Consider the following 26,102-nt stretch of genomic DNA (forward strand, 5'->3'; position numbering starts at 1 on the left):
AGGGAAAAACACCATAGGCTATAAACAGAAAAACCCTGAGCGTACTCAGGGTTTTAATTGATAGTTTAGCGATTAAGAATCTTTGTTTTGAGCATCATCTGATTCAGATTTAACTTCTTCAACTTTTGACTCTTCAGCTTTAGGTTCCGCTTTAGCTTCTTCTGCCTTAGCTTCAGGTTTTGCTTCTTCCTTTGTAGGTTCAGCTTTTACCTGATCACCCCAACCAGCTGGATCACGAATCTCTTGCTTACGCTCCATCAAGTCATCAATTTGACCTGCATCGATCGTTTCGAACTTCATTAGAGCGTCTTTCATCGAATGCATGATATCCATGTTATCTTCAAGAATCTTCTTAGCTCTATCGTAGTTACGGTCGATAAGGATACGAATCTCTTCATCGATAAGCTTAGTCGTGTCATCAGAAACGTGCTTAGCTTGGCTCATGCCGCGACCTAGGAAAACTTCACCTTCTTCTTCTGCGTAAAGAAGAGGACCCAATTTCTCAGAGAAGCCCCACTGCGTAACCATCTTACGAGCAATATCAGTTGCACGTTCGATATCGTTAGACGCACCAGTTGACACTTTGTCTTTACCGTAAATAAGTTCTTCAGCAAGACGACCACCGTACAAACTAGAGATCATTGATTCTAGATGTTGGCGAGACATGCTTACGCGGTCTTGCTCAGGTAGGTACATGGTTACACCAAGCGCACGACCACGTGGAATGATTGACACCTTGTACACTGGATCGTGTTCAGGTACCAAACGACCAACAATTGCGTGACCCGCTTCGTGGTAAGCCGTTGACTCTTTCACTTCTTCAGACATAACCATTGAACGGCGCTCTGCACCCATCATAATTTTGTCTTTCGCAAGTTCAAACTCAACCATAGATACATTGCGCTTGTTACCACGAGCAGCAAATAGCGCCGCTTCGTTCACAAGGTTCGCAAGATCTGCACCAGAGAAGCCTGGAGTACCACGAGCGATCAGCGACGGTTCAACATCACCTGATAGTGGCACTTTACGCATGTGTACTTTAAGAATCTGTTCACGACCACGTACATCCGGTAGACCAACCACAACTTGACGGTCAAAACGACCAGGACGAAGTAATGCAGGGTCTAGTACGTCTGGACGGTTAGTCGCAGCGATAACGATAATACCTTCGTTACCTTCGAAACCATCCATCTCAACCAACATTTGGTTCAGTGTTTGTTCACGTTCATCGTGACCACCACCAACACCAGCGCCACGTTGACGACCTACAGCATCAATTTCATCGATAAAGATGATACAAGGTGCCGCTTTCTTCGCTTGTTCGAACATGTCACGCACACGAGATGCACCAACACCAACAAACATTTCAACGAAGTCAGAACCAGAGATAGTAAAGAACGGTACTTTCGCTTCACCGGCAATCGCTTTTGCAAGCAATGTTTTACCCGTACCAGGAGGACCAACCAACAGGATACCTGTCGGGATCTTACCACCTAGCTTTTGGAAGCGGCTTGGGTCACGAAGGTAGTCCACAAGCTCTTTCACGTCTTCTTTTGCTTCGTCACAACCAGCAACATCAGCAAACATGGTTTTGATTTGTTCTTCGCTCATCATTCGAGCTTTACTCTTACCGAAAGACATCGCGCCTTTACCGCCGCCGCCGCCTTGCATTTGACGCATGAAGAAAATCCATACACCAATCAGTAAGATCATTGGGAACCATGAGATGAAGATAGTGCCAAGCAGGCTCTGCTCTTCAGGTGGTGTACCCTGAACTTTTACGTTTTGATTAATTAAGTCATCAAGTAGCTTTTGATCATAAACAGGCATGTAAGTTACATACTTAGAACCACCACCACGACGTGTGAAAGTGATTTCGCTGTTATTGAACTGTGCGTCTTGAATCTGGCCTTGGCCAACTTCCTGTACAAACGTGGTGTAATCTACTGCTCTGCCGTTACTTTCCCCAGGGCCGAAGCTCTGGAATACCGACATCAACACTACCGCGATAACAAGCCACAGAATTAAATTTTTTGCCATGTCACTCAAGGTGTAAGCCTCTCGATAACTAATTGTAATTAAAGGTAGGGTACTACAGTTTGTAACCTGTAGCCATGTTGTTAACTCTCACTCTTGGAAGAGAATCGTTAACCTTTGTAACCAGTGGCTACGATAAACACTTCACGAGATCGAGCTCGAGAAGAGTCGGGTTTTCTAACTTTTACTGTTTTAAACATCTCACGGACGTCCTTAACGTATTGGTCAAACCCTTCGCCTTGGAATACTTTTACAACAAAACTACCATTGGTAGCTAGAACTTGTCGACACATATCCAAAGCTAATTCAACTAAATACATAGCTCTTGGCTGATCCACAGAATTGTTGCCTGCTATATTAGGTGCCATATCTGACATCACGACATCAACCATGTTTGGTTGTATACGTTCCAACAAGGCATCTAGCACAGCTTCTTCGCGGAAATCGCCTTGTAAAAAGCTAACACCAGCAATCGGATCCATTGGTAACAAGTCACACGCAATGATTTGTCCGTTGTCTCCAACAATCTTAGCAGCATATTGAGACCAACCGCCAGGTGCTGCACCCAAATCCACAATGGTCATCCCAGGAGACAGCAATTTATCTTTCGTTTGAATCTCTTCCATTTTGAAATAAGCACGTGAACGATAGCCTTTCTTTCTTGCTTCATTTGCGTACTTGTCGTCGAAGTGTTCCTTCAACCAACGGCCTGAACTGGCCGAGTGTTTCTGTTTGCTCATTGGATACCTAAATTGGAGGAAAGTACTAATTGCTGAATAAATTATAGTCTTCAGCATTAGATGGCGTTAAAATAGGTTTTTTCAACCCTAATAGTAAAGAAAATTGGCCGCGTAATGAACCTAAGTACCAAACAAAAGCAGCATCTAAAGGGCCTAGCTCACAGTTTAAAACCTGTAGTGCTAATGGGCGCAAATGGACTTACTGAAGCTGTTCTAGCGGAAATCGAATTAGCTCTAGATCACCACGAACTGATCAAAATTAAAGTTGCATCAGAAGACCGTGAAACTAAGCAGCTGATTATCGATGCAATTGTACGTGAAACTAAAGCTGAGAAAGTACAGACTATCGGTAAAGTTCTAGTACTGTTCCGTCAGTCAGAAGCACGTAAAATCGAGATTCCACGTAAATAAGCGAGTTTGATATAAGCTAACTTCACTAATAGGAAGCCACAGCGCTTATCTTTTAGTGTAGCGTGAGAAACGAAAAAGGTCGCATTTAGCGACCTTTTTACTTATCAGAAACAAAGAAAATTCAATTAGATATATTCTACTTTGTCAATTTCGTAATCTTTATCACCGCCAGGAGTCGAAATCATCACTTCGTCGCCTTCCATCTTGCCGATAAGACCACGAGCAATTGGTGACTTCACTGAGATACGGCCAGTTTTGATATCGGCTTCGTCTTCAGAAACGATTTGGTAACGGTACTCTTCGTCTGTATCAACATCAATCAGAGTGACTGTTGTACCAAAGATAATCTTACCCGTGTTTTCCATTTGGGTTACATCGATGATCTGAGCTAGAGATAGCTTGTATTCGATATCACGGATTTGAGCTTCACAGATACCTTGCTCTTCACGAGCGGCGTGGTATTCAGCATTCTCTTTTAAGTCACCTAGTTCACGTGCTTCACCAATAGCTGCTGAGATAACAGGGCGTAGCTTAAGTAGGCGATCTAATTCATCACGTAGCTGCTGAGCGCCACGTACTGTCATTGGAACCTTTTCCATTTTTTACCTCTATGCCAAAGCTTTCTTTGGCCAACATAAATACACCCAACGTATTTATTGGGTGATAGAAACAAAACGATTTGGCTTAGTGTAAACAAACTTTATGGCTAAATCACCTTTATTCCACTTTGCGTTATAAAAGCTTTATCTAGGTCTAAATTACAGACATCACAAAAATGAATAATAACCTCCCCATCAATAAGTTGAGAATTAAATACCTAAAAAAACAAAAAACAAACAAAATAAACACAGATCACACTTTTATAAAAATCAATTTAAAACAAACACTTAATCAACAAGAGATATAATAAAACAGTGTTCATTTTTTAGTTTTATATCATTTTACTAACTGACCATGGAACTTTAGAGGTAAAAAGTAACCCATGGATTGCACTGGCATTTTTCAGACTTCTGTTCTAATCATGATTATGAAGCCTGATTAATACAGGCAATACACAAAAGGGTTCAAATCCTTGATAAAACTTCTATGGACAGTAATTAGGAAATAATAACATGAACAAGACTATGATCGCGCTTGCTGTATCTGCTGCAGCTCTTGCTACTAACGCAGTGGCAGCGGACGGTAAACAAGCTGGTGGTATCGAAGGTACATCTGTATACAGCTCAAACGGCACTTCTCTAGAAATCGGTGGTCGTGCGGAAGCTCGTCTATCTCTAAAAGATGGCAAAGCACAAGACAACTCTCGTGTACGTCTAAACTTCCTAGGTAAAGTTGAAATCCAAGACGGCCTATACGGTGTTGGTTTCTACGAAGGTGAATACACTACTGCAGACTCTGACGCGACAGCTACCGACAATGGTTCTGATATCGACCACCGTTACACATACGCTGGTATCGGCGGTACATTCGGTGAAGTGACATACGGTAAAAACGACGGTGCGCTAGGCGTTATCACAGACTTTACCGATATCATGTCTTACCACGGTAACTCAGCGGCATACAAAATTGCAGCAGCAGACCGTACAGACAACATGCTTTCTTACAAAGGTGAGTTCCAAGACCTAGCGGTTAAAGCAAGCTACCGCTTTGCTGACCGCGCTGAACAAGGTGGCGAATTCGTTGAGAACGAAGCAGACGGCTACTCTCTATCTGGTATCTACGCAATCGGCGACTCTGGCTTTAAGCTAGGTGCAGGTTACGCTGACCAAGACGAGCAAAACGAGTACATGCTAGCGGCATCTTTCCGCACTGAAGCTCTATACTTTGCTGGTGTATTCACTGACGGTGAACTATCTAAAGATAACGGCGACTACACTGGCTACGAATTCGCAACTGCTTACACGCTAGACAAAGCTGCATTCACTCTAACGTACAACAACGCAGAAACAAATGGTGATACATCTGCTGATAACGTTGCTGTAGATGCGACTTACTACTTCAAGCCTAACTTCCGTACGTACATCTCGTACAACTTCAACCTTATCTCTGAAGGCGACAAGTTCGGTACGGCTGATACTTTAGTTAACCGTGGTGCAACTAAAGCACAAGCTGAAGACGAGCTAGCTATTGGTCTACGTTACGACTTCTAATTCTGATTATCTAATTGATTAATTAGTTAATTGAGAATCAAAACGCCCGCTCTCTAGCGGGCGTTTTTTATATCTGTATACTGAAAAAATCAGCCATCCAAGAAAATCTTCTATGCGCCTTCTACCAACTCTACTTCTATGTAGTTTTTCCATTAGCGTTTTCTCGATTAACGCTTTCGCATACGCCCCTCTAAAAACACTGCCCGATGGTAGTAGTACGAGTTTGATACTCAAATCGTTGAGTGATAATTCGGGCGAACTTAATACCGATAGCGATGACTTTTATCCACCAGCCAGCACGTTAAAACTGGTGACGGCTTTAGCGGCTAAATTAGAGCTGGGCGACAACTTTCATTACATCACCAGCATTGTTCGTTCTGGCAATGATTCGATCATTTCATTTAGCGGTGACCCAACACTACAACGTGAACAGCTAAAAAGCCTGTTAGCTCAGTATGCTAAGTCTCAATCCAGAACCATCAAAGGCAACTTATACCTGGATAACACAGCTTATACCGGCTATCAGCGAGCGGTGGGGTGGCCTTGGGACATTCTAGGCGTTTGTTACAGCGCGCCCTCTAGTGCAATGACCTTAGACAGCAACTGTGCACAAGCCTCTATTTATACAAAAGATAATGGTGCGACACGCGTTTATATTCCCGCTCACTATCCGATAGACGTGACGACCACCGCTGCCACGGTAACTCGCTCTGGGCAGAAGGCAACACAATGCGACTTGGAGCTCATCACCACACCAGATAACGCTTACAAGCTCTCTGGTTGCTTGGTTGAGCGTAAAAAGCCACTGCCACTCAAGTTCGCGATTCAAAATCCAGAACTTTACACCTATCAAGTCGTTACATCGCTTCTCAAAGAACTGAAAATAGAAGTAAAAGGTGATGTGATTATTGGTAAAAAAGCGCAAGCAGACAAAACCACGTTAGTCGCTAGTCACAACTCAGAAAAGCTTCCTGAACTGCTCGATATCATGCTCAAGAAGTCAGATAACCTTATCGCAGATAATCTAACTAAAACGCTAGGATCAACATTTTATGTTCAACCGGGCAGCTTCAATAACGGCACTGAAGCAATAAAACAGATACTGCTGACCAAGGCTAATATTGACCTCAGTAAAGCGCAGCTCGTCGATGGTTCAGGGTTATCCAGAAATAACCGAATGAGGTCACAGACCATGGCTCAAGTGCTTCGTTATATCTGGGAAAACGATCAACAGCTCAGCCTGATTGAGGCTATGCCTACATCTGGCACTGATGGAACGCTCAAATACCGTCAGAGCATGAGAAAAGCACCGATTCAAGGCAACATTATCGCCAAGAGTGGTTCTCTATACGGCAGTTACAACATGGCGGGATACGGATTAGATAAAGCGGGAAAACCAAACTCTCTGTTTGTACAATTTGTCCGTGATTACTTCCCTGAAGAACAAGATCCAGACAAACCAGTGGAAGCACCTATCACCCAGTTTGAGCGTGCTTTCTACAAAGATGTGGTCGAGTTCAGTCAAACACAAAGCAAATCTAAGTAATGCTTAGCTCTGTGCAAACTTCTACTCAAACAATAAAAATGGCGCTGAAGACCTTAAATCTTCAGCGCCATTTTTGTTTCTCAGATGTATTTAGCTATTTTTATAGGTGCCTATTTTTATAGGAGCTAAGCGATACCGAGGAATGAGTTAACCACAGTGAAGTAGATCCACATTCCTGAGATATCAACTATGGAAGCAAGCACTGGGCTCACTAACACCGCTGGATCAAGCTTAAATAGCCTAGCAACTATCGGCAATCCGCCACCCAGCACGGTTGATATGGTCACCTGAATAAACAGCGCTACCGCAATAGCTAACGCAATCATGTTGATATCATAACCACCTGTCGCTTGGTTTTCACTAAAGAGCAAAATACGTCCAATCATCACTACAGCAATCGCTAAAGCTAAACAAATAGCAACTCTAAACTCTTTCCATAGAACGTTAGCCCATTGGCGTTTTTTCAACTCACCTGTGGCTAAGGCTCGGATCACCAAAGTCGCTGCTTGTGTTCCGGTGTTACCACCAGCAGCAGCAATTACCGGCATGTAGATTGCCAAAAGTACCAACTGACTGAGAATGTCTTCATACTGAGCAATGATAAGCCCTGAGACGATTCCCAATAGTGCTAACGAAATAATCCAACCGATACGCTGCCTGACGTGGCTCATGACGCCAGTCGAAAGGTAACCCTGTTGAGGTTCTACCTCAGAGTAGATCAGCCCTAGTTGGTGAGCTAGATGTCGAGAGCGCTTCTCAAAGCCCTGCTCTTCTAGCTCACTAAGTAAAGTCTGAATCGTACTCAAAGAGCATTGCCCCAGCACTAGCACCGCATCTTCGAGCGGCATTCGATTCAAAAGATTAATTTGTTGTTCACGTCCGTACTGTTGAAATGCATTCGATACAGCTTGGATGTCTTGCTCTGAGTACAGAGCTTCAATAGATAAAAAAGTGTTGTTCATTACCGTCATGGCGAATCTCCCGATTGGCAAAGGTAACGACCATCAAAACAAATAGCCTATAGCTAATACACCAAGAGCGTACAGCTAAGCGCACCAAGAGCTGAAAGCTACTGATGTGTCTACTTGTTAGAATCTAGTGTGTGGAAAAGAATGCGGGGGGAAACAAAGATACCCTACCTGAACGGCAGGACAATAGATCAATACCGAGACAGGTTATTCTTCTCCATTCAAACTAGGAGGATGGTCGGTATTGTTCATAAAAATCTCCAGAATTACTGTCAATTTGACAGCGCGCATAGTGTAGCAATAGGCGTTTCAAAGTTTCGTCAATTTTAAGTCAATAAAAAAGGCATCCGTGGATGCCTTTGGTTCAATTATTGATGTGCATTATTACTTAATAGTAATACGAGCAAACTTACGCTTACCTACTTGGTAAACGGCAGTACCTGCTTCAGGCACGAATTTGCTGTCTTCAATCTTCTCGCCTTCAAGCTTAGCAGCGCCTTGCTTGATCATACGCATCGCATCAGAAGTCGAGTTTACAAGACCCGCTTCTTTTAGAACGTTCGCAATTGGCAGGCCTGCTTCGAATTCAAACTCCGGCATTTCATCAGGAACTTGGTTCTTAGCAAAACGGTTAACGAACTCTTGCTCAGCGGCTTCAGCATCTGCTTCACTGTGGAAACGAGCGATGATCTCTTTAGCAAGAAGCACTTTAACGTCACGCGGGTTCTTACCTGCATCAACGCCAGCTTTCAGTTCCGCAACTTCTTCAAGAGGACGGAAAGACAGCAGCTCGTAGTAGCTCCACATTAGATCGTCAGAGATAGACATGATCTTACCAAACATCTCGCTTGGTGCTTCGCTAATACCGATGTAGTTATGCGCAGACTTAGACATCTTCTTAACACCGTCTAGACCAACAAGTAGTGGCATCATTAGTACCGCTTGTGGTTTTTGACCTGCTGCTTTTTGCAGTTCACGACCCATTAGAAGGTTAAACTTCTGGTCAGTACCGCCAAGCTCAACGTCGCTCTCTAGTGCAACAGAGTCGTGACCTTGTAGAAGTGGGTACATGAATTCGTGGATTGCGATCGGTTGACCACCAGCGTAACGCTTTTTGAAGTCATCACGCTCAAGCATACGAGCAACAGTTTGGTTAGAAGCAAGACGAATCATGCCTTCAGCGCCAAGCTCAGATAGCCATTCAGAGTTGAAACGAATTTGCGTCTTCGCAGGATCTAGAATCTTGAATACTTGCTCTTTGTAAGTTTCAGCATTCTTCAATACGTCTTCGCGGCTTAGCGGTGGACGTGTTGAGTTTTTACCTGATGGGTCACCAACCATTGCAGTGAAATCACCGATAAGGAATGTCACTTCATGACCAAGCTCTTGGAAAGCACGAAGCTTGTTAAAGATAACCGTATGGCCTAGGTGGATATCTGGAGCTGTTGGATCGGCACCCAGCTTAATGCGTAAAGGACGACCTTCTTTTAATTTAGCAATCAGTTCGTCTTCTGGAATCAGTTCTTCTACGCCACGTTTGATCTCGGCTAGTGCAGCTTCAATACTCGCCATTCTTGTTCACTCCCACAGATTTGGCAAAAATACATTAATTAGACATCTTACTTGAATAGCGATGTATTTTGAAACCAGTTACACTATTCCGTCGTCGATTTTCATAATATTTACAGAACGAACCGGAACATGTTGTCTATTTTTGCACGCCTTCCTATTTTGCACCGGGCTTTTATCGCATTTTTTAGTGCCATAATTTTCGTCGCGATTTTCTTACTCCCCGACGTCAACAGTTTGCGTGACGATTCGGGCGCTTTAGTTGTGGGAAAACATTACCCACTGACTATCAATGCCTCTGCACTTATTAGCTCAAGTGACGCTCCACCGACGGCAGTGCTCAATTGGGAGAAATACACCGTTCGCTCTGGCGAAAGCACCTCTGTTTTATTTGAACGTATTGGCCTCTCATACCGTCTGCTGATCACGCTACTCAATACCAATAATGATATTAAGAAGCAGCTGTCTAACCTAAGACCTGGTGATGTCTTGCAGTTCGGCTTTGATGAAAACAACGACCTTATTCAGTTAAAACGACAACTTAGTGCGTTTGAAAGCTTCAAGATCACTAAATCTGGCGATTCGTTCTCATCAAGTTTCGACAAAAAAGAAGTGGTATACCAATACAATTATGCCGAAGCCAACATCACCTCTAACTTCTGGAACGCTGGCGTCAGCGCAGGTTTAACCGCAAACCAAATTATGGAACTGGCCGGCATCTTCGGTTGGGATATCGACTTTGCGTTAGATATTCGTAAGAACGACAGCTTCAAAATCTTATACCAAGAGAAAGTGGTTGAAGGTGAAGTAGTTGGTCGCGGTAAGATCATGGCAGCCGTGTTCAAAAACCAAGGCGATTCATTTACCGCGGTATTGGATGATAAAAGCGGCAACTACTTCGATGAAAATGGTCGTGCGATGAAGAAGGCGTTCTTGCGCTCACCAATTGATTTTCGTCGCGTAACATCGAACTTTAACCCTACCAGGAGACACCCAGTAACCGGTAAGATTCGAGCTCACCGCGGTACTGACTACGCAGCCCCTGTTGGCACGCCTATCTGGGCAGCCGGTGACGGTATTGTTCAGAAGTCAGGTTACAACCAATTCAATGGTAACTACGTGTTCATCCGCCACAGCAACACCTACATCACCAAGTACCTGCACATGAAGCGACGTATGGTGAAAACCGGTCAGCGCGTAAAACAAGGCCAAACCATTGGTACTTTGGGCGGTACAGGCCGTGTGACTGGCCCGCACTTACATTATGAATTCTTGGTTAATGGCGTACATAAAAATGCGCGTACCGTGAAATTGCCTCAATCCAAGTCGTTAACTGGTAAAGCAAAAGCAACCTTTATTGCCAACTCAGAGATTCGATTAAGAAACCTTGAGCGATACGGTCAGTTACTAGCGACTAACTAGGCGTTTGTAGCTTCACTGCAAAATAGAAAAATGCAAAGAGCGCCCATCAAGGCGCTCTTTTTTATGCTCACATACCACAACTAGCTACTGTTTTTCAGGTTTGTTGTTCCGTCCAAGCATTAACAAACAAGGGGTTAATACTAAAGTCAGCACCGTGGCAAACGCCAAACCACCAGCAATAGCGGTCGCAAGCTGTGACCACCATTGTGTACTTGGCGCGCCAAACTCTATCTTTTGATTAATCAGGTCGATGTTCATCTCTAACACCATCGGCATTAAACCTAAGATAGTCGTAACCGTCGTGAGCATTACTGGCCTTAAACGCTGAACACCGGTTCTTAGAATCGCATCTCGCTTGTCCAAGCCTCTTTTGATGAGCTGATTATAAGTATCAATCAACACGATGTTGTTGTTCACGACTATGCCGGCGAGCGCTATTACCCCAATTCCCGACATCACGATGCCAAACGGACGTTGGAAGATCAGTAAGCCAACGAACACGCCAACCGTTGAGAACAGCACCGCACTCAGAATCAAAAACGCTTGATAGAAGCTATTGAACTGAGTAATCAGAATCAAAGCCATTACCGCCAAAGCAACCAAGAAAGCACTTTGTAAAAAGGCTGACGAGTTTTCTTGTTCTTCGTTTTGACCACGGATGCGAAATTCCACGCTACTCGGCAGCCCTAGCTCACTCAATGCTTGTTCGATCTTTGGTAGTTCGAGAGCAAGGTTATACCCTTCTTCCATATCCGCCATGATGTTCACCACACGCTTGCCATCAAGGCGTTTAATGGTGTCTTGCTTATGGTCGGGAACGATCTGAGCGAAATTAGTAATAGGTACTAAACCTGCTGGCGTTTTCACCCTAAGCTGGTCGAAGCGCCCGATATCACGCTTATCATTAGGGTAGCGCACCAAGATATCGACCTCTTCTGAAGAGTCATCGGGCAGATAATCACCAATCTTGAGACCATTAGTCACGAATTGAACGGTATTACCCACTAAGGTCGCATCAGCTGCAAAGCGCGCAGCATCGTCGCGGCGAATATCCACCTTCCAATCGATGCCATTTTTACTCGCAGTATCGCTGATATTGGTCAGTGCTTTATTTCCATCAGCCCAACCTCTCACAATTTTTGCAGCCTGATTGAGCTGCTCTGGAGTTCTTGCCGACAGCTCAATCACTAAGTCATTTTCAACCGGAGGCCCAGCATCAGGGAACTTATATTCAATCTCAACACCAGCGTATTGATCGGTTTGTACCTTCAACTCATCAATAATCGCCTTAACGCTGCGTCGATATTGCCAGTCAACAGGCGTAATTGAGATCAAACCAATCTGGTCGTCACCACCAGTACGCGTGTAAACGGTATCGAACTCATCATGATTGAGCATCATCAGTTCAATATCACGCATGATGTCATCCTTTTCTTGGATAGACAGATCCCCATGCGAGCGAACTTTGACATTAAAGAATGGCGGATCAACTTCTGGGAAGAACTCTGCACCTAGACCCGCTTTTGAATAAGTAAAACCAACTGCAACCGCGAGCAGTGCCGCACTGAACAAAATCTTAAAGGGGTGTTTAATCGCTAAAGAAAGCGTATGGTAGTAAGCCTTGGTTAAACCAGTAGCCTGTGAAAAGTCACCATTATGCAGTGCGACCATTCGAGCTTGGCTTTTAGACGATACGTATTGAGGTTTGCCAATCAAACCGCCCAGCACGGGCACAAACAACAACGCCATGATCAATGATGCAGTTAAAGTCGCGATCAGAGTTAGTGGTAAGAACTTCATAAATTCGCCCGTCACATCAGGCCAAAACAGTAACGGAGCAAATGCGGCTAAGGTTGTGGCAGTCGATGCGGTTATCGGCCACGCCATCCGTTTCGCTGCATCTCGGTAAGCGGCTTTGCGCCCTTCACCCTCTTGCATTCGCCTGTCTGCAAATTCGGTCACCACAATCGCACCGTCTACTAGCATCCCCACCGCCATAATCAGAGAGAACAGCACTACGATGTTGACGGTTAAGCCAAACACCGAAAGAACCAATAACCCGGTTAGGAATGAGCCTGGAATGGAAATACCCACTAACAAAGCGGTACGCACACCAAGAATCGCGATGATAACGATCACCACCAGAATAATGGCGGATAAGATATTGTTTTGCAGATCATTAAGCATGATCTTCACATCTTTAGATTCATCCCAGGTGTATTTGACCAACAGGTTATTTGGCCATTCCGCTTGCTGCTGAGCACCAGCCATTACCGCTTTGACTAGCTCAACGGTTTCGATGATGTTCTCACCTGCACGCTTCTTGATATCCAACACCACCGCAGATTTGCCATCTAAACGAGCAAAACTTTCAGGATCTCGAAACGCTCGACGAACCGTAGCGACATCGCCAAAAGTGACCACCTGCTTGCCATCCACTTTAATAGGCAACTCAAGCACGTCTTTTAAGGAGTTAAATACCGAAGGGACTTTGACAGAAAAACGTCCGTAGCCAGTATCAACAAAACCTGCGGCCACCACTCGATTGTTCAGAGCGATCAGATTATAGATATCCGCTTGATCTAGGCTGTAACTCTCCATCAACAGCGGATCGACAATGATCTCGACGATGTCATCGCGATCGCCCGCAATATCGACTTCAAGGATTTGGCGATAGCTTTCGAGTTTATCTCCGAGCTCTCGAGCGATTTGTACTATGGTACGCTCAGGCACGGTACCAAACAGAACCACTGACAACACAGGCTGCTCAGAAGCGAGGGTAACTTCATTTACAGTCGGCTCATCGCTATCTTCTGGCAATTTGGGCTTAGCCAGATCAACAGCGTCACGAACATCAGCCATCGCTTTAGTAAGATCGACGCCAACATTAAACTCTAACACCACAGAGGCGTGCCCTTCTGCTGCGGTTGCTGTCATCTCTTTTACGCCTTCGATTGACCTAAGCTCTTGCTCAATAGGTCGAACCAATAAACGTTCTGCATCCGTTGGCGAGATCCCTTGGTGCCCGACCGAAACATAGATAATTGGGATGGTAATGTCTGGGCTCGATTCCTTAGGTATCGTGATATAGGTGACGACACCGGCGACAAGGATTAACGCTAAAAGGGAGAGCATTGTTCGAGCGCGAGACAAGGCTGCATCAATAATAGAATACATCGGTTATCTCCTACTCTGCGGCTGCGTTAGAGAGTGCAGCGCCTTGCTCAACAGCAATCACCGAATCACCATCACGCACAAACCCTTGGCCTACTGTGATGATATCGACGCGTTGTCCAAGTCCTGTGAGCCAAACTCCATCTTGCTCTGCCTTTACTAGCTGAATGCCTACAAATTTCACGGTTGGTGAGTCATCGACTGAAACCAAAGTTTTGACCCCAAGGTTACCTGCCTCATCCAGTGCCAGCATGGCAGGTGTAATCTTGATTGCATCTCTTGTTTCTAGGTTGAGGGTTACTTCTGCACTGACACCTGCAGGTAATAGGCCTTTGGAATTATCGATTTCAATCTCTATTGGGAAGGTATTAGTAGCAACAGAAGAGATACGAGAAACATAGCGTAAACGGCCTTCCGCTTCTTCTCGCCCTAACAAACGAACCAAAGCAGATTGATTGACTAGCAAATGTTGGATATGACGCTCACTGACATCCGCCTCAATAACCAAAGGATCGAGGTCAATCACGCCAGCAACAGGATCGCCAACACTAACGAAATCACCGAGCTCCACCATCAAATCTTGAACCACACCCGAAAAAGGCGAAGTAATCACAGTATTCTTTAAAGCCAATTCCGCATTGCGCTTCATGGCCTTTGCTTCCGTTAGTGAAGCCTCTGCGATGGTATAGGCTATCTCGCCTTGCAACCCTCTTTTCTTCAAAGACTGTGCTGCTTTAAATTCTTTTTGCTTCAAACGATATAACGCAGATGCTCGCTCCAACTGGATCTCTAAATCGCCTTTATCAATCTGAGCAATGGCTTGTCCAACTTTAACCGCATCGCCCTTAACAACGTTCAATCTAACAACCTTGCCCGCAACTTCAGCCCCCAAACGAGCATGTCTATCGGGCGCCGTTCGACCATAGAGATCAATCGTTTTAAAGGTCGGTGATGAAGTAAATGTTTGAAAAGAGACCTTCGCCAACGGAATTTCTGTCACTTTTTTCTCAGACGACTCTTCCGCTTGCCCCACTCCTAAACCAAGCCAAATCGACAACAGCACAACTAGAATCAGAGAAACCAACCACGGCTGCTTCAGTTTCTGAAAAAGTGGAGAGTTAGAAAATAGAGTGGGCATAGCAAATCCTTTTGTCCGATGTTATTAAGGCGCGCTAATTAGCTTAACACTGTCATATGCAACATCCTGATGCACAGCGGTAACCTTAACAGACCCACACCCAACGAAGTTGGACTCTATCGACAGTTTAAAAAATATGGCGTTTACTATAAGCCAGGTAGATGAAATAAAGATTACACATTCCCCGCCCAAATACCTCTTGGTGTATATGGCTATAATAGGTCGAGTTACTGTCTGTTTTATATGATGTATTTCTTAAAAACAAAAACGCCGAGCATGAGCTCAGCGTTTAAAATATTTCTAATGTAGCTCTCAGTTCAAGCTACCTTTCAGTTCACGTTAGACGCTAAATGATGCACCACAACCACATGTTGTTGTAGCGTTCGGGTTGTTCACAAAGAAGCGTGCGCCTTCTAGGCCTTCAGTGTAATCAACCATGCCGCCCATTAGGTATTGTAGGCTCATTGGATCAACAACCAGCGTAACACCGCTGTTTACAATAGTAGTGTCGCCATCATTTACTTTTTCATCAAATGTGAAGCCGTATTGGAAACCACTACAACCGCCACCTGTAATGTATACACGCAGTTTTAGTTCTGGGTTTTCTTCTTCAGCAATTAGCGTTTGTACGCGTGTAGCTGCTGCATCAGAAAAAGACAATGGGATATTTACTTCGCTCACGACAACCTCTCTTACCTGTGTCAAAAACAACATGATACAAATCTAATTCGAGACCATAGTTGTTGAGTATTTTCTTATATTCTGGTGATTATCTAATACCTGACTGAAACGTTCAAGTATTCACCACAGGATCGTTCCTTTTACTGTCGTAAACTCGCCCATATCTGACAATTAAAACGTGTAACCACACAAAACAACCAGATTCGGGGGATTATATCGGCGAAAGCATTCCTAGTTGGATTCTGGATAGGTACAATGCGTGCCAATTGGTCCGACAGTCAAAAGAGGATATATCAATGACCAAATCAGCAGAACTGTATCAAAAGGCACAGCAAACTATTCCAGGTGGCGTTAACTCTCCAGTGCGCGCTTTTAACGGTGTAGGTGGTTCTCCAATCTTCGTTGAACGCGCTGATGGCCCACTTATTTTTGATGCTGATGGTAAAGCGTATATCGATTACGTTGGCTCTTGGGGTCCAATGATCCTTGGTCACAACCACGCGGTTATTCGTGACGCAGTTATTGCAGCAGCTCAACGCGGCCTTAGCTTCGGTGCTCCAACCGAAACTGAAATCAAAATGGCTGAACTGGTATCTGAGATGGTTCCATCAATGGAACAGCTACGTATGGTGAGCTCAGGTACAGAAGCAACAATGAGCGCGATTCGTCTAGCTCGTGGCTTCACTGGTCGTGACAAAATTCTTAAGTTTGAAGGCTGCTACCACGGCCACGCAGACAGCCTACTTGTAAAAGCTGGTTCTGGCGCACTGACTTTAGGTCAACCAAGCTCTCCAGGCGTACCGGCTGATTTTGCGAAACTAACGCTAACAGCAACCTTCAACAATCTAGATTCAGTACGTGAAATCTTCGCAGCAAACAAAGGCGAGATCGCTTGTATCATCGTTGAGCCAGTAGCGGGTAACATGAACTGTATCCCTCCTGTAGAAGGCTTCCACGAAGGTCTACGTGAAATCTGTGATCAAGAAGGTGCATTGCTAATCTTTGATGAAGTAATGACAGGTTTCCGCGTTGCTGAAGGTTGTGCTCAGGCTTACTACAACATCAAGCCAGACCTAACGTGTCTTGGTAAAGTGATTGGCGGCGGCATGCCTGTCGGTGCTTTCGGTGGTCGTAAAGACGTGATGCAATACATCGCACCAACTGGCCCTGTTTACCAAGCGGGTACGCTTTCAGGTAACCCTGTTGCAATGGCTGCTGGCTACGCATGTTTGAACCTTCTACGAGAAGAAGGCAACGAAAAGCGTCTAGCTTCAAAAACTAAGCAGTTGGCAAAAGGCTTCAAGCAACTTGCTGACAAGCACGGCATCCCGATGCTAGTTCATCAAGTTGGCGGTATGTTTGGTTTCTTCTTCACTGACCAAGAAACTGTGACGTGCTACGAAGATGTAACTAAGTGTGATGTAGAACGCTTCAAGCGCTTCTTCCACCTAATGTTAGATCACGGTGTTTACCTTGCACCTTCAGCATTCGAAGCAAGCTTTACTTCTCTTGCTCATGGTTCAAAAGAACTTGATGCAACACTAGAAGCTGCTGACCGCTCTCTTGCGATCATTGCTGCTGAAAGCAAATAATCGAAAGCACTTTATAAGTCGCTAACCGATTGAATTTAGGGCTGCATTAAATGCAGCCCTTTTTATATATCGCGCTCACCAGCCAAAAAATATGACAGCTTATTTAGCCGTCGACTAAGGCTAAAGCTGAACCAAAAGCGATTAACGTTCCCAGAAAAGAAAAACCAACAACATCAAGGTACCAAGGAACATTCTGAACCAAGGGATCTCTTTTTTTGTTTGCTGTTCTTCGTCTTGGCATTTCTTATCTTTATTACAGCATCCCATTATCAAAACTCCTCATTGCTAACTCTCTGTTTTGCAGCCATTATAAACTCAGAACGCAAATATAGAGACCATTACCGTGTCAGAAAAACTCAAAATCAATTCCAGCCACTGGGTGATCATCATTGCCCTACTCGCGGCGGCTTATGCTTGTTACTTGCTTATCGAGCCATACGTTAACTCTATCGTGATGGCCTTTATCATTTCACTATTGATGTTCCCAATCCATGAGTGGCTTGAAAAAAAGCTCCCGAATAAAGAAAACATCGTCTCTCTGCTGTCTTGTATCATACTGACCTTCATTATTGTTATCCCTTTATTGGCAGTATTCGCAGCAATTGTTCAGCAAGGTTCTCTGTTCTCTCAGAATACTTACCAATGGGTGACCCACGGTGGCATTCAGACTCTGTTTGCTCATCCGTTAGTGGTCAAAGCGCTGTCATTTGTGAATAACTACCTGCCTTTCGACAATATTGAGCCCCAAGCCATCGCACAAAAAGTCGGTGAGTTTGCGACAAGCTTTGGTTCTAAGCTAGTTGGTATCAGTGCCAAAATCTTAGGTGACGCGACCAATTTCTTGATGGATTTCTTCTTGATGCTGTTCGTTTTGTTCTTCTTATTAAGAGATCACGACAAAATCATCAGTGTGGTTCGTCATATTCTGCCGCTGTCTCGTAGCCAAGAAGACAAACTTCTAACAGAGATAGAGCAAGTATCTAAATCAGCAGTAATGGGCTCATTCTTAACCGCAATCGCGCAAGGTTTTGCCGGCGGTTTAGGTATGTGGATTGCTGGTTTCCCAGGTCTATTCTGGGGCACAATGATGGGCTTTGCCTCTTTCATCCCAGTAGTGGGTACTGCATTAATCTGGATCCCAGCAGCAACCTACTTGTTCCTAACTGGTGATACCACGTGGGCGATTTTCCTAACGGTTTACTGTGTAGCGATTGTTGGTTCAATTGATAACTTGCTACGTCCACTGCTAATGCAAGGCAGTGCAGGCATGAATACCCTAATGATCTTCTTCTCACTATTGGGCGGTATTCAACTGTTTGGCCTAATTGGTCTTATCTACGGACCATTGATTTTTGCGATTACCATTGTCCTATTCAACATCTACGATGAAGAGTTTAAGGACTTTTTAAACCAGCAAGACAAGAGTTAACGAACTTGACGTCAACTTGATTGGCGAACCCGTATTAAACACTTCAAGCTTTGGGCGGATTATGCGAAAATCCGCCCTCATTTTTTGCTAACGATTCAACAGAGTGTCCTATGTCAGCTTATATTGCACCAAGCCAGATTGCTCAACGCCAACTCGCCTACTTTGAAGGCAAACATGTTTTAGTTGCCGGTGAGGCAGAAGACTTGTTCCCTGTTGAGTTAGCGAAGCATTGTGAATCTGTCTCTGTGTTTACTTCTAATTACAGCTACTACCGTCAATTAGAAGGCTACAACACCATCCAACGTTTTTATGGTGCGGAATTTACCGAAGAGACTAAAGCCGACTTAGTGATGTTGTACTGGCCAAAAGCCAAAGCGGAAGCGGAATTTTTGTTGGCGATGCTATTTGCCAAGCTAGGCAAAGATACCGAGATCGTCGTGGTTGGTGAAAACCGTTCAGGCGTGAAAAGCATCGAGAAGATGTTTGCTCCTTACGGCAAAGTTGTTAAATACGATTCAGCGCGTCGTTGCTCTTTCTACTGGGGTCAATGCTTCGAGCAACCACAAGCGTTCAACCTGCAAGACTGGTTTAAGACCTACACGGTTAACATTGGTGAGCAATCACTTACGGTAAAAAGCCTTCCTGGCGTCTTCAGTCACGGTCAATTCGATGTCGGTAGCCAACTTCTGTTGGATACTCTGCCAAAACTAAAAGGCAAGGTACTGGATTTTGGCTGTGGTGCAGGCGTATTGGGCGCGGTGATGGCATCTCGTAACCCAGATATCGAGCTAGAAATGTGCGACATCAGTGCATTTGCCGTGGCATCAAGCCAAGCAACGCTAGAAGCGAATGGTTTAACGGGTAAAGTCTTCGCATCCGATGTCTATTCTGATACTGCAGAAGACTATCAGTTCATCATCAGTAACCCACCATTCCATTCAGGTTTAGACACTAGCTACAGCGCGACTGAGACCTTACTTTCTCAGGCTCCTAAGCATTTGAAGCGTTCTGGTGAGATGATTATTGTTGCGAATAGTTTCTTAAAATACATTCCAATTATTGAACAAGCGTTTGGAAAATGCGCGACTCTAAATAAGACCACTAAATTCGCGATCTATCACGCAAACAAATAACCTCTCTAGCACAGCGCAGGGTCATTATCTGCGCTGTCTGTTCATATTTTTGTCAAAACTCTATAAAAATGAGCTTTTGCACACGCTTTAAATACCACTTACTTGTCAAAGTAAAAAAACTCGTTAATTTCGTTAAATTGGAACCCGTTAATTCTATTCTCTGTACTTGTTTTCGCCCCTTTTAGCAGTACATCAAAGGAAAGTAGTACCCAATTTATGTTTAGATTCTATCGTAAGCAGAAGTTTAAGCGCCTTCAAAATACCCTAATGCTGGCATTTCTTGTCCTCAGTATTACCCCTGTGACACTTATCGCGATATTTTTCCTCCAATCGCACAGTCAGGATCTCCAGGAACAAAGCACCTCACACCTTGTTTCGGTTCGTGATACTAAGCAGCAGCAAATTGTCGATTACCTACAAGCTCAAGAATCCCAAGTGATGGGCTTTGTTCGCTCAGAATTGGCCAATGCCAGTGGCGGGCGATTTTATGGTTTGATCAATGCATTTCAACGATTGGGGTTAGATATTGACGAGGCACGCAGTAATGCACAGCAGCGCTATATTCAAGGCTCTGGCGATCAAATCAAAACGTCGATCCTCCCTGAATCCAGCAGCTTTATTGGCAGCGAGCGTTATCGCCTGCTCCACAAGCGCTACCATAATGCTTACCTAGAACTGCTTAAACGCTCTGATTTTGACGATATTCTCTTAGTTGATATCAACGGTAACGTCGCTTATTCCGTCTTTAAAAATGACGATTACGGCACCAATCTGCTGACAGGAAAATACAAGGACTCCAACCTAGGTATTACCTTTCAACGACTAGCCAAAGACGTAACCGACCGACGCAAATCTAACGAAGATTACACGCCGGTTATCGTTTCTGACTTTAAAGACGAGAATGGCAAACAGACCGCATGGCTAGGCGCACCTATCGTTCAACAAGGCTACCTACACAGTTACGCGATGTTTAGGCTACCAATCAACGGCATTACTAAGTTGATTGCGGATCTCAACAAGAGTTCGAATATTCAAACGCTGCTTGTAGGTGATGATCACCTGCCGCGTAGCCTTGCTCATTCACAAGAATCTATCAACTTGAGCCTTGATGTTGTCGATAAAGCATTGGCTGGCGAAACAGCGGTTGGCACCTTCGACAACACCCTAGATCAAGCGATCATCGCGGCATATACGCCAATTGAACTGAAATACGCAACATGGGCTCTTGTCGTAGAGCTGCCAGAGAAAGAGGCGTTTGCCCGTATTCATCAGTTAGAAAAGATCTTCGTGATCGTGATGCTAACGGCGATCATTCTGGTAGTCGTTGCATCGCACTATCTGTCTAACTTCATCACATCCCCACTGCTTAAACTGACGTGGGCTGCCGAAAAAGTATCGGCGGGTGATCTCGATGAAACCATGATCAATACCGAGCGCAAAGATGAGATAGGCCGACTCGCGGTGAGCTTCGAAAGAATGCAGCGATCTATTCGTGAAAAAATGCAGCTCATCAAAAGCCAAAACGATGAGCTTGAGGACAACCTTAAGACCATTCAAAAGCAAAACGAAGAGTTACAACTGGCAAATAAACTCAAAGATGAGTTCTTAGCGACTACTTCACATGAATTGAGAACACCACTGCATGGCATGGTGGGTATCGCTGAAGCGTTGATATCTGGAGCTAACGGCCCTATTCCTGCTAATCAGAAATATCAGTTGGATATCATCATCAATAGCGGTCAGAGATTGGCGACCTTGGTTGATGATCTGCTTGATTATCACAAGATGCGCTATGGCAGCTTAGATATTAAGAAATCAGCCGTTGATTTGTCGGCAGCCACCAGCTTGGTCCTAGAGTTGTCTCATCACCTATTGGGCAATAAGCCAATCCGTATTATTAACCAAGTCCCAAGTGATTTAGGTCTGGTTTCATCGGATCCTCAACGACTTGAGCAAGTGATGTATAACTTGGTCGGCAATGCCATCAAGTACACCTCAGAAGGTAAAATTGTTATCTCTGCCAGCGTTATCGATGACAACATTCGTGTACAAGTTGTCGATACTGGCCAAGGTATACCGGCCGAGTACCTTGAGCACATCTTTGAGCCATTGATTCAAGCAGGCCAAGATGCGAGTAACTACCGCCAAGGTGCAGGGCTTGGATTATCGATCAGTCGTCAGTTGATCGAGCTAATGGGCGGTTCACTGTACGTTAGTAGCCAACCAATGCTCGGCACTACGTTTAGCTTTACCCTGCCCCTAGCTACTCAAGATGAGTTAGACAGTTACAACGAATCAGGTCACTACTCGCACTTCCAAGCGCCTGATTTAATTGATAACAGCCAACAAGAAAATAGTGTTATCAGTGAAAACCCAGATGGCCCGTTATTGGTTATCGCCGATGATGAGCCGGTTAACCTGCGAGTATTAGACAGCTTCTTGAAGTTAGAAGGTTATCGAGTACGTACTGCATGTGATGGCCCTGAAACCATTGAACTGATTGAGAAAGAGAAGCCAGAGCTGCTTCTACTCGACATCATGATGCCAGGAATGAGCGGCTATCAGGTTTGTGAAGCACTGCGTAAGCAATACGATCATGCTCAGTTGCCAATCATCATGCTAACGGCACTCAACCAAGCAGAAGACCGTGTTCGAGGTTTCGAAGCTGGCGCCAATGACTACTTGTCTAAACCGTTCAACAAACAAGAACTAGCGGCTCGAATTACAGCACATCTATCAGCAAGCAAAGCTGAACAAAGACGCCTTGAAAACGACCAACTGCAACTCGAGCTCAAACATAGAGCGATGGTTGAGGCTAACTTGTTAGAAACTCAAGGCCGCTTATTAGAGCAACTAGAATCGGCACCTGAAGCCATCATCTGTATTCGTGACGACCAACGTATTCGCTTTGCTAACGAAGCTGCGGCGAAGCTATTCAGACGCGGACAAGAACAACTTAAACGCTCAATGGCCGACGAGATCATTGCGCCTAAATACCTTAAGGTAGAACAAGCCCACTACTGCGGTGATATTGATATCTATATAGACGATACACGTCAGCGCATACCAAGTGACATCCTTAAGCTGCCTGAAGGCTCAGGGCTCGACACCATGTATATCTTCAATGTAGGTGGTGGTGTTAACTCAAACCGAATCAATAACCTTGAAACGGCGGTTGAAGCTCTCTCTAGTTATGCCTTTGAAGGCGACAAAGATAAGTTGCAACAGTTGAAGGAGCTTGGCGGAGAATTTACTCGTCTTGCTGACAAGGCAACCGGTGAAGGTAAAAACAAGCAAGAGTTAATGCGCGAGGTACTGGTCGATGCGATGACTAATGCCATCATCTACTGGGAATCGGTGACTGGTGAAACCAAGTTCGCTTTCGCCGAGAAGAGTGGCTTGTGGCGCGTCTACTTAGACCGCAGTACGCTGCAAACTCGAACGCTAGACAAATACCTACGCGTAGAAACCCTACCGAAAACCCCTCGCTGGCGAACGGTACTGAGCTCAATCGAATTCATACTGGAACACTGTAAAGAACAGACGCCAGAAAGAACCCATATTGAGATGCTAAGAGATAAACTTCAGAAACTACTGACCAGTTAATCCCTGAACCAACATCACGATACTTTGAATAATGGAGCCCACCTAGCGTGGGCTTTTTTGTACGCCTAATAATCACAAAAAGTAGAATCCCAACGCTTGCAACGCACTTTTTTTACGCCTTTAAACAAGGGGAAATTCACGCTAATTACTCACAGTGCGTGCTGGTAACCGTCAGTACTTTTCGTTCTATTCTCAATCATATCTGACCGTTATCTGACTCTTTGTTGCAGTTTGAGAAGCGAGTCACAACAGAACGGCAGATTTAATTTTCTAGGGAAATTTAACGTAAAACTGGCAAGTGACCGAGATCTACAATTATACCAACGTAGGGTAAGGCATTATAATAAAAAGCCTTTAAAGTTAGTGGCCACTTACAACCTGCAAGAACCTCAAAACCAAATGCGAGTCACATCACTTTAACAATTGCGTACGAAAAACCACCAAAGCAACCTATTTTGACGTTAATGACGTGGGGTTGTGTGTTTTTAACATTTTTGACGGGAAACGAGTTTGATTAATTCATCGATAAGGTGTTTTCTTACTCCTGCCAAAGGCCTACAGGCCACTCTTACCACTTCTCAGAATCAACGATGAATCTGGAGCAACGAAGAAGAGGTAGGCCTTTAACCAGAGTGTGTATCTACTAAACAATTTAGCGACAGATAACATTCAATCCATTAGTGAAATGAAAGCAAATAGTAAGGAACAGCTATGCTTGCCAATATAAAAAAAACAGCAATAGCAACAGCAATTATTGCAACTGCTACAACAGGTTTTGCATCAGTAGCAACCGCTGCAGAACGCAGTGAACTGACCGTTCACCCGAAAGAGTACACTACATTCGTACGTAACTTTAACCCGTACCTTGGTGCTACTAACCTACATACTACAACTGACTTCATGTATGAGCCGCTAGTAGTATTTAACGAAATGCACGGTAACACTCCAGTGTTCCGTCTAGCTGAAAACTTCAAGATGTCAGATGATCTGATGAGCGTTGTTTTCGACATTCGTAAGGGTGTTAAATGGTCAGACGGAGAAACTTTCTCTGCTGATGATGTTGTTTTTTCTTTCAACCTTGTAAAAGAGAAGCCAGAGCTTGACCAATCTGGTATCAACTCTTGGGTAACTTCTGTAGAAAAACTGAACGACAACCAAGTTAAGTTCACACTAACAGAAGCAAACTCAAACGTACCTTACGAGATTGCTAAAGTACCTGTAGTACCTAAGCACATCTGGAAAGACGTTAAAGATCCATCAACGTTTACCAATGAGAACCCGGTAGGTTCTGGTCCATTTACAGAAATCGATACGTTTACAGCGCAGCTATACATCCAGTGTGCAAACCCGAACTACTGGGATGCAGACAACCTAGATGTTGACTGTCTACGTGTTCCACAAATTGCGAACAACGACCAATTCCTAGGTAAAGTTGTAAACAGTGAAATGGACTGGACGTCTTCTTTCGTTCCAGATATCGATCGTACATACGCAGCAGCTAGCCCTAAACACCACTACTGGTACCCGCCAGCAGGTACACAGGCATTCATCGTTAACTTCAAGCACCCTGATGCTGCGAAGCATGAAGCATTGAGCAACGTTGACTTCCGTCGTGCTTTCTCTATGGCTCTTGACCGTCAAACTATCATCGACATCGCATTCTACGGTGGCGGTACTGTAAACGATTTCGCATCGGGTCTTGGCTACGCGTTTGAAGCTTGGTCTGATGAAAAAACTCATGACAAGTACAAAGGCTTCAACACTTACAACGCTGAAGGCGCGAAGAAGCTTCTTGCTGACGCTGGCTTCAAAGATGTAAACAAAGATGGTTTTGTTGACACTCCATCAGGCAAGTCTTTCGAACTAATGATTCAATCGCCAAACGGCTGGACTGACTTCAACAACACAGTTCAACTAGCGGTAGAACAGCTAAACGAAATCGGTATTAAAGCAAAAGCTCGTACACCTGACTTCTCTGTTTACAACCAAGCAATGCTTGAAGGTACATACGACGTAGCATACACAAACTACTTCCACGGTGCGGATCCATACACGTACTGGAACAGTGCTTACAACTCATCACTACAATCTGGTGATGGTATGCCTCGTTTCGCAATGCACTTCTACAAAAACGACAAGCTAGATGGTCTTCTAAACAGCTTCTACAAAACAGCTGATAAGAACGAGCAGCTAGACATTGCACACGGTATCCAACAAATCATCGCTGCAGACCAAGTGACAATCCCTGTGATGTCTGGTGCTTACATGTACCAATACAACACAACTCGCTTCACTGGTTGGTGGAACGAAGAAAATCCAAAAGGCCGTCCAAACATTTGGGCTGGTATTCCAGAGCGTCTACTTCATGTACTGGACCTAAAACCAGTTAAATAAGTAATCGTTCAATCCTTGCGGCGTAACCTCTTACGCCGCTTATAAAAATCCCCACACTCTCAATTGAAAGTATGGCGCTAGTCGTCAGGGGATTTTTCGTTCCAAATTTCGC

At 44.5% G+C, this 26,102-nt stretch carries 17 protein-coding genes; 9 read left to right on the plus strand and 8 right to left on the minus strand.

The window, feature by feature from the left end; translation table 11 throughout:
- Window positions 1–72 precede the first annotated feature (72 nt).
- The gene (gene ftsH, locus AB6D93_RS05595) at window positions 73–2,040 is read right to left on the minus strand and encodes an ATP-dependent zinc metalloprotease FtsH (protein WP_017059395.1); all 1,968 of its coding nucleotides are present in this window, start codon (window positions 2,038–2,040) and stop codon (window positions 73–75) included.
- A gap of 107 nt (window positions 2,041–2,147) precedes the next feature.
- Window positions 2,148–2,777 carry a 23S rRNA (uridine(2552)-2'-O)-methyltransferase RlmE gene (gene rlmE, locus AB6D93_RS05600; RefSeq protein ID WP_017059396.1) on the minus strand — a complete coding sequence of 210 codons (630 nt, stop codon included), beginning with the start codon at window positions 2,775–2,777 and terminating at the stop codon, window positions 2,148–2,150.
- 114 nt (window positions 2,778–2,891) lie between these two features.
- Here rlmE and yhbY point away from each other — a divergent pair, with 114 nt between their 5' ends.
- Window positions 2,892–3,188, plus strand: coding sequence for a ribosome assembly RNA-binding protein YhbY (gene yhbY / locus AB6D93_RS05605; protein ID WP_004738252.1), 297 nt, complete (start codon window positions 2,892–2,894; stop codon window positions 3,186–3,188).
- Window positions 3,189–3,313: 125 nt separating this feature from the next.
- On the opposite strand, the gene greA is transcribed toward yhbY, so the two are convergent.
- Window positions 3,314–3,787, minus strand: coding sequence for a transcription elongation factor GreA (greA, locus tag AB6D93_RS05610; RefSeq protein ID WP_008222155.1), 474 nt, complete (start codon window positions 3,785–3,787; stop codon window positions 3,314–3,316).
- 513 nt (window positions 3,788–4,300) lie between these two features.
- On the opposite strand from greA, the gene AB6D93_RS05615 reads away from it, so the two are divergent.
- Window positions 4,301–5,338 (plus strand): porin, encoded by a 1,038-nt coding sequence (locus AB6D93_RS05615; protein ID WP_102331942.1) that lies wholly within the window; start codon window positions 4,301–4,303, stop codon window positions 5,336–5,338.
- 112 nt (window positions 5,339–5,450) lie between these two features.
- Window positions 5,451–6,884, plus strand: a complete 1,434-nt coding sequence (gene dacB / locus AB6D93_RS05620; protein WP_102331941.1) for a serine-type D-Ala-D-Ala carboxypeptidase — start codon at window positions 5,451–5,453, stop codon at window positions 6,882–6,884.
- A gap of 125 nt (window positions 6,885–7,009) precedes the next feature.
- Here the strand turns inward: dacB and AB6D93_RS05625 are convergent, their stop codons facing one another.
- Both AB6D93_RS05625 and tyrS read right to left on the minus strand, forming a co-directional pair.
- Entirely contained in the window at window positions 7,010–7,855 is an 846-nt protein-coding gene (locus tag AB6D93_RS05625) for a magnesium transporter (protein WP_102331940.1), read from the minus strand.
- 381 nt (window positions 7,856–8,236) lie between these two features.
- Window positions 8,237–9,424, minus strand: a complete 1,188-nt coding sequence (gene tyrS, locus AB6D93_RS05630; RefSeq protein ID WP_017059402.1) for a tyrosine--tRNA ligase — start codon at window positions 9,422–9,424, stop codon at window positions 8,237–8,239.
- A gap of 129 nt (window positions 9,425–9,553) precedes the next feature.
- Here tyrS and AB6D93_RS05635 point away from each other — a divergent pair, with 129 nt between their 5' ends.
- The gene (locus AB6D93_RS05635; protein WP_065584911.1) at window positions 9,554–10,843 is read left to right on the plus strand and encodes a peptidoglycan DD-metalloendopeptidase family protein; all 1,290 of its coding nucleotides are present in this window, start codon (window positions 9,554–9,556) and stop codon (window positions 10,841–10,843) included.
- Between the two features lie 84 nt (window positions 10,844–10,927).
- Here AB6D93_RS05635 and AB6D93_RS05640 read toward each other — a convergent pair whose 3' ends face one another.
- The 3 genes from AB6D93_RS05640 to erpA all read right to left on the minus strand — a co-directional run bounded on the left by AB6D93_RS05640 (window position 10,928) and on the right by erpA (window position 15,836).
- Complete coding sequence (locus AB6D93_RS05640) at window positions 10,928–14,020, minus strand: efflux RND transporter permease subunit (protein ID WP_102331939.1); 3,093 nt, start codon at window positions 14,018–14,020, stop codon at window positions 10,928–10,930.
- A gap of 10 nt (window positions 14,021–14,030) precedes the next feature.
- A complete protein-coding gene (locus tag AB6D93_RS05645; protein ID WP_102331938.1) occupies window positions 14,031–15,155 on the minus strand; it encodes an efflux RND transporter periplasmic adaptor subunit in 1,125 nt (374 codons plus the stop codon).
- Window positions 15,156–15,494: 339 nt separating this feature from the next.
- Window positions 15,495–15,836, minus strand: coding sequence for an iron-sulfur cluster insertion protein ErpA (gene erpA / locus AB6D93_RS05650; protein WP_004734539.1), 342 nt, complete (start codon window positions 15,834–15,836; stop codon window positions 15,495–15,497).
- 296 nt (window positions 15,837–16,132) lie between these two features.
- Between erpA and hemL the strand changes: the two genes are divergently transcribed.
- The 5 genes from hemL to AB6D93_RS05675 all read left to right on the plus strand — a co-directional run bounded on the left by hemL (window position 16,133) and on the right by AB6D93_RS05675 (window position 25,990).
- A complete protein-coding gene (gene hemL, locus AB6D93_RS05655) occupies window positions 16,133–17,428 on the plus strand; it encodes a glutamate-1-semialdehyde 2,1-aminomutase (protein ID WP_102331937.1) in 1,296 nt (431 codons plus the stop codon).
- A 343-nt stretch (window positions 17,429–17,771) separates the two neighbouring features.
- The gene (locus tag AB6D93_RS05660; protein ID WP_017059406.1) at window positions 17,772–18,857 is read left to right on the plus strand and encodes an AI-2E family transporter; all 1,086 of its coding nucleotides are present in this window, start codon (window positions 17,772–17,774) and stop codon (window positions 18,855–18,857) included.
- Between the two features lie 110 nt (window positions 18,858–18,967).
- A complete protein-coding gene (gene rsmC / locus AB6D93_RS05665) occupies window positions 18,968–19,990 on the plus strand; it encodes a 16S rRNA (guanine(1207)-N(2))-methyltransferase RsmC (protein ID WP_017066801.1) in 1,023 nt (340 codons plus the stop codon).
- A 216-nt stretch (window positions 19,991–20,206) separates the two neighbouring features.
- Complete coding sequence (locus AB6D93_RS05670) at window positions 20,207–23,596, plus strand: response regulator (RefSeq protein ID WP_017063266.1); 3,390 nt, start codon at window positions 20,207–20,209, stop codon at window positions 23,594–23,596.
- 711 nt (window positions 23,597–24,307) lie between these two features.
- A complete protein-coding gene (locus AB6D93_RS05675) occupies window positions 24,308–25,990 on the plus strand; it encodes an ABC transporter substrate-binding protein (protein ID WP_017056650.1) in 1,683 nt (560 codons plus the stop codon).
- Window positions 25,991–26,102 lie beyond the last annotated feature (112 nt).

The organism is Vibrio sp. 10N.247.310.23 (assembly GCF_041467155.1).
GTDB classification, from domain to species: domain Bacteria; phylum Pseudomonadota; class Gammaproteobacteria; order Enterobacterales; family Vibrionaceae; genus Vibrio; species Vibrio crassostreae_C.

Bases quoted from the DNA above. Each gene is read 5' to 3' on its own strand.
- yhbY (WP_004738252.1), top strand. From the start codon at position 2,892: ATGAACCTAAGTACCAAACAAAAGCAGCATCTAAAGGGCCTAGCTCAC.
- AB6D93_RS05640 (WP_102331939.1), bottom strand. From the start codon at position 14,020: ATGTATTCTATTATTGATGCAGCCTTGTCTCGCGCTCGAACAATGCTC.
- AB6D93_RS05625 (WP_102331940.1), bottom strand. From the start codon at position 7,855: ATGACGGTAATGAACAACACTTTTTTATCTATTGAAGCTCTGTACTCA.
- AB6D93_RS05675 (WP_017056650.1), top strand. From the start codon at position 24,308: ATGCTTGCCAATATAAAAAAAACAGCAATAGCAACAGCAATTATTGCA.
- tyrS (WP_017059402.1), bottom strand. From the start codon at position 9,424: ATGGCGAGTATTGAAGCTGCACTAGCCGAGATCAAACGTGGCGTAGAA.
- greA (WP_008222155.1), bottom strand. From the start codon at position 3,787: ATGGAAAAGGTTCCAATGACAGTACGTGGCGCTCAGCAGCTACGTGAT.
- dacB (WP_102331941.1), top strand. From the start codon at position 5,451: ATGCGCCTTCTACCAACTCTACTTCTATGTAGTTTTTCCATTAGCGTT.
- hemL (WP_102331937.1), top strand. From the start codon at position 16,133: ATGACCAAATCAGCAGAACTGTATCAAAAGGCACAGCAAACTATTCCA.
- AB6D93_RS05615 (WP_102331942.1), top strand. From the start codon at position 4,301: ATGAACAAGACTATGATCGCGCTTGCTGTATCTGCTGCAGCTCTTGCT.
- AB6D93_RS05670 (WP_017063266.1), top strand. From the start codon at position 20,207: ATGTTTAGATTCTATCGTAAGCAGAAGTTTAAGCGCCTTCAAAATACC.
- ftsH (WP_017059395.1), bottom strand. From the start codon at position 2,040: ATGGCAAAAAATTTAATTCTGTGGCTTGTTATCGCGGTAGTGTTGATG.
- AB6D93_RS05635 (WP_065584911.1), top strand. From the start codon at position 9,554: ATGTTGTCTATTTTTGCACGCCTTCCTATTTTGCACCGGGCTTTTATC.
- AB6D93_RS05645 (WP_102331938.1), bottom strand. From the start codon at position 15,155: ATGCCCACTCTATTTTCTAACTCTCCACTTTTTCAGAAACTGAAGCAG.
- rsmC (WP_017066801.1), top strand. From the start codon at position 18,968: ATGTCAGCTTATATTGCACCAAGCCAGATTGCTCAACGCCAACTCGCC.
- rlmE (WP_017059396.1), bottom strand. From the start codon at position 2,777: ATGAGCAAACAGAAACACTCGGCCAGTTCAGGCCGTTGGTTGAAGGAA.